Source organism: Vibrio sp. RM-69-4 (assembly GCF_024743775.1).
Lineage (GTDB): Bacteria > Pseudomonadota > Gammaproteobacteria > Enterobacterales > Vibrionaceae > Vibrio > Vibrio anguillarum.
On the sequence record NZ_JAMQXI010000017.1, the window covers coordinates 185,621 to 198,674 of the forward strand.

13 protein-coding genes are annotated in these 13,054 nt (G+C 45.0%); 5 read left to right on the forward strand and 8 right to left on the reverse strand.

From position 1 onward, the window contains the following. Positions 1 to 35: 35 nt before the first annotated feature. The 6 genes from NB504_RS01990 to pspF all read right to left on the reverse strand — a co-directional run bounded on the left by NB504_RS01990 (position 36) and on the right by pspF (position 6,375). Entirely contained in the window at positions 36 to 824 is a 789-nt protein-coding gene (locus tag NB504_RS01990) for an ATP-binding cassette domain-containing protein (protein WP_013857043.1), read from the reverse strand. After that, entirely contained in the window at positions 821 to 1,816 is a 996-nt protein-coding gene (locus NB504_RS01995; protein WP_010320232.1) for an oligopeptide/dipeptide ABC transporter ATP-binding protein, read from the reverse strand. Before NB504_RS01995 ends, NB504_RS01990 begins: the two co-directional genes overlap by 4 nt. Next, on the reverse strand, positions 1,816 to 2,703 hold the full coding sequence (locus NB504_RS02000) for an ABC transporter permease subunit (RefSeq protein WP_013857042.1): 888 nt from the start codon (positions 2,701 to 2,703) through the stop codon (positions 1,816 to 1,818). Before NB504_RS02000 ends, NB504_RS01995 begins: the two co-directional genes overlap by 1 nt. Then, positions 2,690 to 3,652, reverse strand: a complete 963-nt coding sequence (locus NB504_RS02005; protein ID WP_258428151.1) for an ABC transporter permease subunit — start codon at positions 3,650 to 3,652, stop codon at positions 2,690 to 2,692. Before NB504_RS02005 ends, NB504_RS02000 begins: the two co-directional genes overlap by 14 nt. Continuing rightward, positions 3,652 to 5,271, reverse strand: coding sequence for an ABC transporter substrate-binding protein SapA (sapA, locus tag NB504_RS02010; RefSeq protein WP_258428152.1), 1,620 nt, complete (start codon positions 5,269 to 5,271; stop codon positions 3,652 to 3,654). Before sapA ends, NB504_RS02005 begins: the two co-directional genes overlap by 1 nt. A 96-nt stretch (positions 5,272 to 5,367) precedes the next feature. After that, the gene (gene pspF, locus NB504_RS02015; protein ID WP_258428153.1) at positions 5,368 to 6,375 is read right to left on the reverse strand and encodes a phage shock protein operon transcriptional activator; all 1,008 of its coding nucleotides are present in this window, start codon (positions 6,373 to 6,375) and stop codon (positions 5,368 to 5,370) included. A 231-nt stretch (positions 6,376 to 6,606) separates the two neighbouring features. Between pspF and pspA the strand changes: the two genes are divergently transcribed. Genes pspA through NB504_RS02035 form a run of 4 tightly spaced genes read left to right on the forward strand, consistent with a single transcriptional unit; the run spans position 6,607 to position 8,551 of the window. Then, positions 6,607 to 7,275, forward strand: coding sequence for a phage shock protein PspA (gene pspA / locus NB504_RS02020; protein ID WP_026027628.1), 669 nt, complete (start codon positions 6,607 to 6,609; stop codon positions 7,273 to 7,275). A gap of 15 nt (positions 7,276 to 7,290) precedes the next feature. Next, positions 7,291 to 7,524 carry an envelope stress response membrane protein PspB gene (pspB, locus tag NB504_RS02025; RefSeq protein WP_026027627.1) on the forward strand — a complete coding sequence of 78 codons (234 nt, stop codon included), beginning with the start codon at positions 7,291 to 7,293 and terminating at the stop codon, positions 7,522 to 7,524. After that, positions 7,517 to 7,906, forward strand: a complete 390-nt coding sequence (pspC, locus tag NB504_RS02030; protein WP_258428155.1) for an envelope stress response membrane protein PspC — start codon at positions 7,517 to 7,519, stop codon at positions 7,904 to 7,906. The genes pspB and pspC overlap by 8 nt, the downstream gene beginning before the upstream one ends. Before the next feature lie 54 nt (positions 7,907 to 7,960). Continuing rightward, positions 7,961 to 8,551 (forward strand): DNA-3-methyladenine glycosylase I, encoded by a 591-nt coding sequence (locus tag NB504_RS02035; protein ID WP_013857035.1) that lies wholly within the window; start codon positions 7,961 to 7,963, stop codon positions 8,549 to 8,551. 68 nt (positions 8,552 to 8,619) lie between these two features. Here the strand turns inward: NB504_RS02035 and NB504_RS02040 are convergent, their stop codons facing one another. Next, complete coding sequence (locus tag NB504_RS02040; RefSeq protein ID WP_258428156.1) at positions 8,620 to 9,816, reverse strand: cystathionine beta-lyase; 1,197 nt, start codon at positions 9,814 to 9,816, stop codon at positions 8,620 to 8,622. A gap of 80 nt (positions 9,817 to 9,896) precedes the next feature. Continuing rightward, positions 9,897 to 11,351 (reverse strand): cardiolipin synthase, encoded by a 1,455-nt coding sequence (gene cls / locus NB504_RS02045; RefSeq protein WP_026028020.1) that lies wholly within the window; start codon positions 11,349 to 11,351, stop codon positions 9,897 to 9,899. A gap of 336 nt (positions 11,352 to 11,687) precedes the next feature. On the opposite strand from cls, the gene NB504_RS02050 reads away from it, so the two are divergent. Beyond that, entirely contained in the window at positions 11,688 to 13,031 is a 1,344-nt protein-coding gene (locus NB504_RS02050) for a sodium-dependent transporter (RefSeq protein ID WP_258428157.1), read from the forward strand. Positions 13,032 to 13,054: the final 23 nt, after the last annotated feature.

Sequence of the window (13,054 nt, forward strand, 5' to 3'; positions counted from 1 at the left end):
GTCGATATTGTCTTCCGACCTTACATACAGAGCGGCTATTTAAAGCTGGGCGCTTTGTTGAAGTGGCTCTCAATCATTCTTTGAGTGATGGGATGAGTTGGATTAGACAATACTTCTTGTGTGTCACCCGATTCGACTACTTCGCCTTCGTGCATCACCATAATTTTATCAGTAATGTGTTTTACAATACCAAGGTGTTGAGAGACATACACAAACGAGACACCCATCTCTTCTTGCAGTTCTAGAAACAAGTTAATCATCTGTGATCGCATTGCCATGTCTAACCCGTTTAATGCTTCATCAGCCACAATGATCGACGGTTGTAGAATCAGTGCTCGTGCCAAGCAAATCCGCTGTTTTTGCCCGGTGGCGAGCATTTGCGGGTAGAAGTAGGCGTGCTCTGGCAATAATCCAACGCGCAATAGCGTATCTTTCACGCGCTTCATGCGCGCTTCCGGTGGCATATTAGTATTTCTTTTGAGCGGCCCTTCTAGAATACGACCAATTTGAATTCTTGGGTTGAGTGATGTGTTCGGATCTTGAAAAATCATTCGAATCAGCTTACAGCGCGTGGAGTAATCCTTGTGTTCCAATAACTCTCCATTAACGCGTATCTCGCCAGCAGAGGGTTCAACCATCCCCGCAAGCATTCGTGCCAATGTCGATTTACCAGAACCATTTTGGCCAATAAAACCAATGGTTTGTCCCGCTTCTAACGTAAAGCTGACCGGTTTGACCGCATGCTGAATTTTCTTGCGAAACAGACCTGAACGAGTAATGAAATCTTTAGTTAACCCGTTCACTTCTAATAATGATGCACTCATGACTGTTGCTCCATATTGAGAGGGAAATGACAGGCAAACTTATGATTTTTAATACGTTGTGGATACGGTATTTCAACGCATTGGCGCTGAGCATAGGGGCAGCGAGGCCCCAACCGGCAACCAATCGGTAAATGTTGCAAGGGTGGAATGGAACCCGGTAAGGATTGCAATTTTTCTTTATGCGGGATCCAATCACTAAAATCAGGCATCGCTTTCAGTAGTGCAGCCGTATAAGGGTGTTTGGGTTCACTCAATATTTTCTGGGTATCGGCTGACTCAACAGACTGACCGCAGTACATCACTGTAATACGGTTAGCCCATTGGGTAATGGTGGTTAAGTCGTGGCCAATCAATAGAATCGTGGTGTTATTGACCTGATTCATCCGGCTGAGCAGGCGCAATATCTGTGATTGGGTAATGGGGTCCAAATCGTTCGTTGGTTCATCAGCAATCAAAATTTTTGGTTTGGTTGCGATAGCCATCGCAATCATTACCTTTTGGCATTCACCATCAGTTAGCTCATAGGGGTAGCTACTCATGATGCGAGCGTGCTCTTTGATTCCTACTTTATGTAAAAGGGCAATGGCTTGTTTTTTACGCCATGTAAAACGCTGCCACCATTTGCCTTCAAATGTGCGCGATGGGATAGATTCAATCAACTGTTTTCCCACTTCATCTGAAGGGTCTAAGCAGGTTGACGGTTCTTGAAAAATCATCGCGATGTCGCGAGCAATCACTCGCCGGCGTTCGCGCGGCGTCAGCTGAAGTAGATCAATGTTACCTAAGCGCATGCGGTCGGCGGTGATGGTCCAATTATCTTTGCATATTCCTACGATGGCTTTAGCCACCAAGCTTTTTCCTGATCCGGATTCTCCCACCAACCCGCGAATTTCGCCTTCGTTCATGGTTAAGCTCATGCGATCGACGGCTTTTACCATGCCCTGTGGCGTATCAATTTCGATGGTGAGATGGCGAATATCTAATAATGGCATTATTCCACCCCTGCATTCAGAGCTTGTCGTACACCTTCACCGACTAAGTTGATGATGATCACCGTAAACATAATCGCTAAACCGGGGAGAGTGACTGTCCACGGTGCGAGGTAAATCAGCTCAACTGAATCACCTAAGATGGTGCCCCATTCGGTGCTTGGTGCTTGAGCACCCAAACCAAGAAAGCCCAAAGCGGTGATGTCTAAGATGGCAATGGATAACGCGAGTGTTATTTCGTTGGCGATGACAGCAAGTACATTGGGTAAAATGGAGTTCCACAACAGATAAAAGTCATTGGCACCATCTAAACGTGCGGCGAGGATATAGTCTTTTTCTACTTCGTTGTGTACGGCAATATACACCGAACGAACAAAGCGAGGGATGAGTGCCAAACCAATCGCAAGCAAAATATTGAACTCGCCAAAACCGAGCAGTGCCACAAAAATAATGGCAAGCAGCAATGATGGAATCGACATGACCGTGTCGAGTAAGTGGTTCAATGTACTGGACAATAATCCTTTGGTCATGCCTGCCATGATACCGATAAAACAGCCGATCACAGCTGCGATAGCGGTGATTAAAATAGCGGCAGCGAAGGTGTATTGGGTACCATCAATCAACCGTGACAAGATGTCTCGGCCTAAATCGTCGGTACCTAAGAAAAATTCGACAGTACCTGCAGGATCCCAAGAAGGCGGTATTAACAGGTTGCTCGTTTGCAACTGTGGATCATGAGGGGCTATCCAAGGAGAGGTGAGGGTAATCAACACAATGAGTCCTAAGCACCACAAGCCAAACATTGCCAAACTGTTATTGCGATAGCTGCGCCAAAACCGCTCAAACTGAGTCGGAATATGCTCTTCCTGATAAATGTTATTTGTTAGCATACCATTCCTTTCTTACCAGCGGGTTAACCATAGCGCCAATCAAATCAGACAGAATGTTTGCTGTGAGAACGAGCGTACCAACTACGATCACGCCGGCTTGAATGGAGACATAATCTTGGTTAGATAAGGCATCGAGTAGCCAACGGCCAATTCCTGGCCAGTTGAAGATGGACTCAGTAATAATTGCCAACGTTAACATACTTGATAGTTGAACCCCGAATTTAGGAATAATCGGTGGAATTGCATTTCTCAGCACATGAGCAGTCACAATTTCGTAGTGACTTAAGCCCTTAATTCGAGCGGCGCGTATATAGTTTTGAGCCATCACATCGGCTACCGAAGAGCGCATCAGGCTTACCACTTGTGTCGTCGGTGCTAGAGCAAGCACCAAACAGGGCAAAATCATATGTTCAATAACACTTTGCAAAGCATGGGCACGGTAGGTGCCTTCAGCGAAAAAAGCATCGATTAACGCAAAACCAGTTACGTGTTCTACTTGATAGAGTAGATCATAACGTCCTGACACGGGAAGCCATTCATAGTGAAGAGAAAAGACCATGATCATCAGTAGAGCCACCCAAAATAGCGGGGCTGAATAGCCGGACATTGACGTGAAGGAGATGACGGTATCAATCCATTTACCTTGCTTCATTCCTGCGAGCGCACCAATAGGGAGACCAATTAACAAAGAGAGAGTAAATGCGATGAGGCATAACTCCAGCGTTGCTGGAAAGACCATCGCCAGTTCGTCCACAATCGGGACACCACTGTGATTGACGCCAAAATTGAGTTGCAGTAGTTGCCCTAAATAGGTTGACCAACCCGACCAGAAACCATGGTCCATTAGAGGCGAGTGGGGATCTAAGCGCAGCAGCGCAAACCCGACCATAGTCAAAATGAGTAATGTGATAATAAATAAGTTGAGCCTGCGTACCGTATATAAAAACACTATTCGATCCTCTCAACCGTATTGAATGGCTGTACATTAAACGGACTGAGTTTAAAGCCTGTTAGCGTCTTATTGTATGCTTTAAATTGCATTCCGTGTGCCAGTGGGATAACCGGAAACTCTTCGTTTAAAATATTTTGCGCCTGTTTGTATAAGTTAAGGCGATAGCGCGGCTTGTCTACTTCCAAGGCCAAATCGAGTAGAAAATCGAAATCACTATTACACCACATCGAGGCATTGAGCCCCGAACGCTCGGAATTACAAGAAAGCAGTGGACGTAAGAAGTTATCTGGGTCGGCAGTATCGCCATTCCAACCGGTTAAAATCAGATCAGCGTTAGCGTGCTGGGTCAAATTTGAGCGATCGAGACGGTCTTGGGTGATGATGTGCAGCGTAATACCAATATCGGCCAAGTTCGCGTTAATTAACTCGGCGGTTTTACGTGGGCTTGGATTATAGGCATGAGGCTCTGCAGGGACTGACATCGTCAATTCCAAGTTGGCGTAATAGCCGGCCTCTTTAAGTAATGCGATCGCGTAATTACGATCATAGCGAATGTGAACGTTGTCTTTTTGGTAAGCCCAAGATGACGGCGGCAGTAGGTTATAAGCAATACTCCCTGTACCGTAATAGACCGAGTCCAAAATATTTTGGCGGTTGATCGCGAAATTAAGCGCTTTACGCACGCGAACATCACTAAGTGCAGGATGAGATGTGTTTACAGCAATGAACGAGACGTTCATTGCTGGTTTGGCATTCAGTTTGATTTCTGCTTGCTGTTTGATGATCGGGATCTGACTTGAAATCGGCGAGCTAAGTACGTCACACTCATAGCGTAGTAGTTTGGCGAGTGTACCAGTCCCTCGGTTGGAGACATCAAATACGACTTGCTCCATCTTCGCCACGCCATTCCAATAAGCACCATGACGACGAAGGCGGATAAGGTCATTGACTTTAAATTCGTCTAGATAAAATGGTCCGGATCCAACAGGATGGCTGTCGATCATGCTTTTTTCATCTTCAATCACTAATTGATTAGCATACTCATAGGAGAGTATGACAGCGTGACTGGTGGCGATATTGGATAAAAAAGAGTTGTCGGGACGACTAAGGGTAAATTTAACCGTGAGATCATCCAGAGCGTGAACATCGATCAGCAAGTTTTTGAAATCAATACCCGCAAACCATGGGTAGACGCCACTATTGACGTAATGAAACGGGTTGGTTGGGTCAATGATTCGGCGAAAGCTGAAGACCACATCATCGGCATTAAGAGCGCGAGTCGGTGTAAACCAAGCGGTTGATTGAAATTGAACGCCACCGTTTAGCTTGAACGTATACTCGGTACCTTGTGGATTCACCGTCCAACTTGTGGCTAAGTTTGGTATCGGTTGTAAGGTTTCTGAGTCCAATTGTAACAGTGTGTCGTAAATCTGTGGGCTGAGAGCTTCAGACGTAATACCGCCCTCAACCAATTGTGGGTTAAAAGTGGTGGGGTTACCGTGACCACAATATACGAATCCGCTCTGGCGAATTTTACTATGGTCAATTTGTTCGCTACAGCCTATCAGTAGGCTAAAGCTGCATATTCCTAGTGCGAATCGTATCAATGTTTTCATAAAGAGAAATAACTATGAGAAGTAAGGCAAACAAAGCCAATCATTATGCCTCAAAATCCTGATAATCTACCATTTTTTGTTGCTCTAAACCTAGGGTTAATCGCCATTACTGCCAACGAGTTGATATTTTCTCACCATACCTCTCAATTGGTGGTAGCTCAAGCCGAGTAATTCTGCGGCTTGTCTTTGATTAAACTTACTGGCATTGAGCGCGGCACTCAGTAGTTGTCTGTCCTGATCCTCCTGCCACATTTTGTAATCCATCGGAAATTCAAAGCCAGTGGTGTAAGTATGGCGATCTGTGGAGAGATTGCCAGTAAGGTCATCTGGTTTGTGCCACTCATTAGCAAAAGGGTTAAAAACCAAGTTTTCAATCGGATGGGAGGCCGTTCCATGTTGATAGACAGCACGCTCCACGACATTTTTAAGTTCACGCACATTTCCCGGCCACAAGTAGTGTTGAAGCTGATCTGCCGCTTCTGCACTAAACCCGACAAAGAGCGCTAAGTTCAGTTCACGGCACATCTTAATCGCGTAATACTCAGCAAGTGGCATAATATCTTCTTTTCGCTCTCTTAGCGGTGGAAGCTGGATCACATCAAAGGCCAGTCGGTCGAGTAAGTCAGCTCGAAACTTTCCAATTTCAGCTAATTGTGGAAGATTGGCGTTGGTTGCGCAGACGATACGGACATTCGCATTAAGCCGTTGGCTACCGCCGACACGTTCGTAATGCCCATATTCAATCACTCGAAGTAGTTTCTCTTGCACAGCAAGCGGCGCGGTGGCGAGCTCGTCCAAAAAAAGAGTTCCACCTTCTGCCCGTTCAAATCGTCCTTGGTGACGTCCTTTGGCTCCGGTAAACGAGCCTGATTCATGACCAAAGAGCTCAGAGTCAATTAACCCTTCACTCAAGGTTGAACAGTTTAACGAAACCAGTGGTTGGTCCCAACGTTTGGAAAGATAGTGTAAGCGCTGAGCGATTAACTCTTTGCCCGTTCCCCGCTCGCCAATAATTAATACCGGCCTATCAATCGGTGCAAGCTTAGAGACTTTATCCAGTACCGATAAAAATTGAGGCGCTTCACCCAGTAAGTTTTGTTGCATGTTCACTCTCCACACTGTGATTGAAAGGGTGGTTAAATTCACCAACTCTTGGCGAAAATCATCATAGCACAGTAATCTCATTCTATGAGATATTATCTAATTTATTGATTATCAATGAATTTATATATGGCATGAAACTTGGTTATCTCTTCTCGTCTTAAACATTTTGAGCGATTCAAAATGGCTCACCAATAACTACATCGTCATGAACAACTAATCAGGAGATTGAACATGGGTATTTTTTCTCGTTTTGCCGATATCGTAAACTCGAATATCAGTGCACTGTTAGATAAAGCGGAAGATCCTGAAAAGATGATCCGCTTAATCATCCAAGAGATGGAAGACACCTTGGTGGAAGTACGCACCAATTCGGCCAAAGCTATTGCGGATAAGAAAGAGCTCGCGCGTAAAGTGGATTCTATGGCCTCTCATATTGAAGATTGGCAACAGAAAGCGACCTTGGCGCTTGCTAAACAGCGTGAAGATCTCGCTCGCGCTGCTTTAATTGAAAAAAAGAAATTGCAAGAAATGCAGAAAGGCTTGCACACTGAACAAACCTTGGTAGAAGAAACTATCGATAAATTGACTGGGGAAATCGGTAAGTTAGAGGCCAAAATTGCCGAAACACGGGTGAAGCAACAAGCTTTGGCACTTCGTAGCCAAACTGCGCACAACCGTCGTGATGTGCAACGTCATTTGCATACTAGCCGTACTGATGAAGCGATGGCGAAGTTTGAACAGTACTCGCGTAAAGTCGATGAACTTGAAGCTGAAGCCGATCTCTACGCTATGTCCGGTAACGCTAAGTCACTCGACCAAGAATTTGCTGAACTTCAAGCGCAAGATGAAATTGAACAAGAGCTAGCAAAACTGAAACAGCAAATGGACAAAAACCAATAACGAGGAGTGGCATATATGTCATCATTTTTTATCGCAGGTCCACTGATTGTCTTTTTGATTTTTGTTGCACCGATATGGCTTTTTCTGCATTACAGAGGTAAACGACATAGCAGCAACTCATTGTCACAAGAGGATTTAGAGCGGATCAAAGCGTTATCTGAAAAAGCGGAAAAACTGCAAAGCCGTGTTGAAACCCTTGAACGCATCTTAGATGCTGAATCACCGACTTGGAGGCAAAATCATGGCTAGCCGAGAACTCTACAAAGATCCGGTCAATGGCAAAATAGCTGGCGTATGCGCTGGGCTTGCTAATTATCTTGGGTTAGAAGTTTGGTTGGTGCGTATATTGGTCATCTCGGCTGCACTACTCGGTGGTGGTTTTTTAGTGCTTTTAGCTTATATGGCTTTGATGCTGATGTTAGAAAAGCAGCCTACTCAGTATGTTGAAACGTTAAAAGCCCAACGCGAACATACATTGAAGAATAAGCCTTGGGAGCAAGGACAAACCGCCGAAGCTTTGCTGGCGACATTGGATCAAGATTTAACTCGAGTGGATCAGAAAATCCGTAAAATGGAGGCTTATGTCACCTCTGAAGCATTTAAAGTCCATCGTGAGTTTAATCAGCTTTAAAAAGCAAAGCTAGGCACGTAGATTTGCAGTGTCATTGTTCAACTGACACCGCAAATGAAGGTAAGGGTAAGGAAACAAAAAATGAAGCATCATACAGAAATGACTTGTGCATGGGCGATGAATCACCCTTTAGAGCGCGATTATCACGATAATGAGTGGGGCATTCCCGTTTACGATGATGTCAAGTTGTTCGAATTTTTGACGTTAGAAGGTGCGCAAGCTGGGCTGAGCTGGATTACGATTTTGAAAAAGCGCGAAGGTTATCGCTTAGCCTTTGACGGTTATGATCTTGAAAAACTGGCTCAGTACGACGAAACGCGGGCACCTTACATTATCGAGCATTTCGATGTGGTGAAGCACAAAGGCAAAATTGCCTCTGTTTATTCCAATGCACGAGCGGCTTTATTGTTGCAGCAAGAGTATGGTTCCTTATCCAAAGCATTGTGGCAGTTTGTGGATGGTCAACCAGTGCTCAATCATTGGCAGCAGATGAGTGATATCCCTACATCGACGCCCACGTCTAAGGCGATGAGCCAATTTCTAAAGAAAAAAGGCTTCAAGTTTATTGGCGAAACGATTTGTTATGCTTTTATGCAGGCGGTGGGTATGGTGAACGATCATTTGGCTGATTGCCCCAAGCGTTAATTTTTCAGGGCAACCTAATATGCAAAAGACCGCTGAAGATTCAGCGGCCTTTTGGTCTTCCGCTCATATTATGCACGCAGAGCAAGCTGTGCACTGTAGCGTTCTAATCCCGCTTTTAGATCAGCGATCAGATCGTCTACATCTTCAAGACCAATATGTACTCGAATCAGTGTACCTGCAAAGTGTGGGTGTGCGACGGTTCTTAAACTATCAAAGCTTTTGGGTTCATTAGCTAAAATCAAGCTTTCAAATCCACCCCATGAAAAGCCCATACTAAAATGTTGCATGCCATCGAGCAAAGCCGTCGTAGCTTTTGTATCACTGCTCTTTAATACAAATGAAAACAGCCCGTTACCACCAGTGAAATCACGCTGATAAAACTCATGTCCAGGACAAGTCTCTAAGGCAGGATGACGAACGTGATCCACTTCAGGTTGGTCTGCTAACCAGTGTGCAATGGCTAAGCTATTTTGAGCATGTTGACGTAAGCGAACATCTAACGTTCTTAGCCCTCGTAGCCCTAGATAAGCGTCATCAGGTGAGACACATTGTCCCATCAAATAGCTTTGCTCTCGCAATTGATCCCAGCATTTTTCATTGGCAATCGCTGTTCCTAACATCACGTCTGAGTGGCCAACAATGTATTTCGTCGCCGCTTGGATCGAAATATCAACACCATGTTCAACAGGTGAAAAGTTCACGCCCGCCGCCCAAGTGTTATCCAGCATGACAATGATGTTATGTTCATGTGCAACCCGCGATAAGGTCGGGATATCTTGCACTTCCATCGTGATCGAACCGGGTGATTCAGTGAACAACACTTTGGTATTGGGTTGGATCAAAGCTCGGATCCCTTCACCTATGGTCGGTGGGTAGTAGGTCGTTTCTATGCCCATTTTTTTCATGATTTTTTCACAAAAATCACGAGTAGGTTCATAGCAAGTGTCGACCATCAGAATATGGTCACCCGTTTGCACAAAGGAAAGAATACTATTGGCAATGGCGGCCGCACCGCAAGGGAAAAGCGCGCAACCGACGCCACCTTCAATTTCCACCATTGCTTCTTGGAACGCAAAGTGCGTATGAGTACCACGGCGTCCATAAAAGAGTGTTTTATTAGCCCGATTGACAGTAGCATGATTTTTTTCAGCCACACTATCAAATACAACGGTAGAGGCGCGCTGAATAGGTGGGTTGACAACGCCATTGGTCCACTTTTTACTACGACCCGCATTGACCAACAGTGTTTTTTTACCTTCTGACATCCGAAATCCTTGTCTGGGAGAGAGTTCGTTATTTAAAACATGGAGTTGCCTAGCTTGGCAACCCCAGTCAGATAAAAAGTTTATAGCAGAGGGTTAAACAGATAGAACAATCGTTCAAAAAACCTATGATACAGCGGGCGTTGCTCCCATATTGGTAGCTCAACCAAGTGCGATTGTTCTATATAGTGTTGTTGTAGCCAGTTCATTTCTTGAGTGAAAGATTGGTCTTCAATCGCGAGCGTGACTTCAAAATTGAGCCATAAGCTGCGCATGTCGATATTCACCGTACCGACAAGACAGAACTGGTTATCGATCACGACTGATTTCGTGTGCAGCAAACCACCGTAGAATTCGTATATTTTCACCCCTGCTTCAAGTAGCTCGCCATAGAATGCGCGTGATGCCCATTTGACCATCAATGAGTCATTTTTGTGTGGAATAATGATCTCAACATTGATACCGCGCTGAGCGGTCATTTTTAGCGTTGCTAATAGGTCTGCACTAGGCACAAAGTAAGGGGTAGTGATCCTAACGGATTGGTTTGACTGATTAATCGCCAGTGTTAACACTTGAGAGATTAAGTTTTCTGGCATACCAGGGCCTGAAGGGACAACCTGTACAGGATGATGGGGCTGATCCGGACCAATTGTGCATTCTGGTTGTGCTGGTAACATACGTGTTCCCGTTTCCACCTCCCAATCCCAGCAATGTACTGCGGACAGCACATTGACCGCAGGACCAGTGATCCGCACCATGATATCGACCCATTGGCCCACACCGGAGTTTTGTTTGAAATAGGCCGGGTCAACCAAATTCATCGAGCCTGTGTAGGCAATTTTATCGTCGATAACAATGATTTTACGATGTTGGCGTAGGTCTAAGCGGCGTAAGAACATCCGCCACGGGCTCACTTCTAACGCTTGGACGACTTCAACTCCTGCGTCTTTCATCATGGTATACCAATGACTTTTGAAAAAACGGGGGCTCCCTGCGGAATCAAGTAGCAGCTTAACGTGCACATCCCGTTTGGCCGCTTGGATCAGAGCCGACGCAACCGAATCCGCCAATCCACCTGGGTGCCAAATATAAAAGACCATTTGGATGCTAGTGTGAGCTTGTTCGATGTCGGCAATGATGGAATGCAGAATTTCGTTAGGGGAGGTTTGCAGTGATAACGTATTACCACTTAAGGCCGGAATCCCCATACGGTGGTTACACAGTTCATCAATTTTATAAATTTGAGCACCCATTCCCTCAGGGGCATGAGCTTGGCAATCGTTAAGCTGTCTAAACCAATCACCAAATGGAGCAAACATTTCCTTCGCACGCTCTGCACGCTTGCGGCCTAAATTTAGCTCACCAAAAAGAAAGTAGCAGATCACTCCCACAATCGGAATGATATAAATCACCATCAGCCAAGCCAGAGAAACACTCACCGCTCGGCGTTTCAATACAACGCGTAGCGTGACTGCGGCGACCAAAAACCAATAGAGTGCGATGCCTGCTAAAGTAAGAACGTGGTAAACCTTGTCCATGCCATTAATCTTGTCGATAGAATAAGTCACGATAGTAAAGGGAAAGGGAAAAGTAAGGAAGTTTATCGCGTGAATAATATGAAAATAGTAACAGATGAATCGTGTTACTAAAGTGATCATAGCAGTTTAAAAAAATGATCTGAGGATAAAAAAGCAACAATTGAACTATAAAACTACGGTCTAATCCATAATTTATATCGTTCGGACTTCCAATTTTAATCTCAAACTGTTTTACTTGCCACCATCACAGTGCGACTAAAAATTATAACTTGTGTAATTAAAAGTTTACACTCACTTTTAGCACTGCCTAACAAACACAACATTGGTAAATAGTTTATGGCAAGTAGTTCAAGAGGTCATTTCTCATCGAGACTTGGTTTTATTATGGCGGCTGCAGGTTCTGCGGTTGGCCTAGGGAATGTGTGGGGTTTTCCGACCAAAGCGGCAAGTAATGGTGGCGCGGCATTTTTAGTGATTTATTTGGCGATGGTATTCTTGCTGGCGTTTCCAATGCTGGTTGCGGAATTGACGATCGGGCGACATGGACAATCTAACCCCATCGCTTCTTTAAGAAGTATCTGGACCAAAAATCGTGCGGCGGCGGCACTGTTTGGCATTATCGCGATGATTGCCTCATCGATGATCCTCAGTTTTTACTCCATTCTTGCCGGATGGCTTATGGGTTTTGCGGCATCTCCTATATTAGGCTTGTTGGGTTTACAGACGGCGGCCGATTGGTTAGTGAATTTTAGCGGCTTACGCAATGTTTTACTGGCTCTCGCATTTTCTTTGCTCACTATTTATGTTGTGCGAAAAGGTGTCGCGGACGGCATTGAAAAATGGTCTACCCGTTTGATGCCAGTGCTTTTTATTCTATTCGGCGCCATGACTGCTTATATCTTTACCCAAGATGGGGCAATGGAAGGATTGAAGATGTATTTGATCCCTGATATTGCGCACATCACTCCCAGTTTATTAGTAGACGCAATGGGGCAAGCTTTCTTCTCTCTCTCTTTAGGCGTTGGAGCGATGATCGTTTATGGCTCATATCTTAAGAAAGATGTTAATTTGCCAAAAACAGCGGCGCAAGTCGCGGCGATTGATACGGGAGTGGCGTTTGCAGCTGGCCTTTTGATTCTCCCAGCAATGTTTGTGGCTAAAAATCATGGTGTCGAAATTTTTGATGATGCAGGCAACTTGATGAGTTCGGGCGATTTAGTCTTCACCGTGCTGCCTGCGATGTTTGATAATATGGGCAGTGCAGGGGTGTTGCTCGGCTTTGGTTTCTTTATTTTGATGGTTATCGCAGCGCTAACTTCTTCAATTTCTATGCTAGAAGTACCAGTATCTTGCGCGCAAGATGAACTAAAAATGACTCGTAGCCAAGCAACATGGATGATCGGTGGAGCCATTGCGCTGCTGAGCATCATCATTTCCCTTAACTTTGGGGCGTTATTTAACCTAGTGGCTAACGTCTCGACCGTCTATATGCAACCTTTATTAGGTGTGGTTTGGGCTATTGTGGTGGGTTGGGTTTGGCATCGTAATAAATTGCTTGATGAGATCAAACAAGGTAACCCAGACATTGCACAAAGCCTATTCTGGAAAATTTGGCCATGGTACGTGCGTTTTGTTTGCCCCGTGGCGATTTTAATGGTGTTTGCTTATTCATTAATTTAGCGCATTCCTAAGGCTCTCATCCG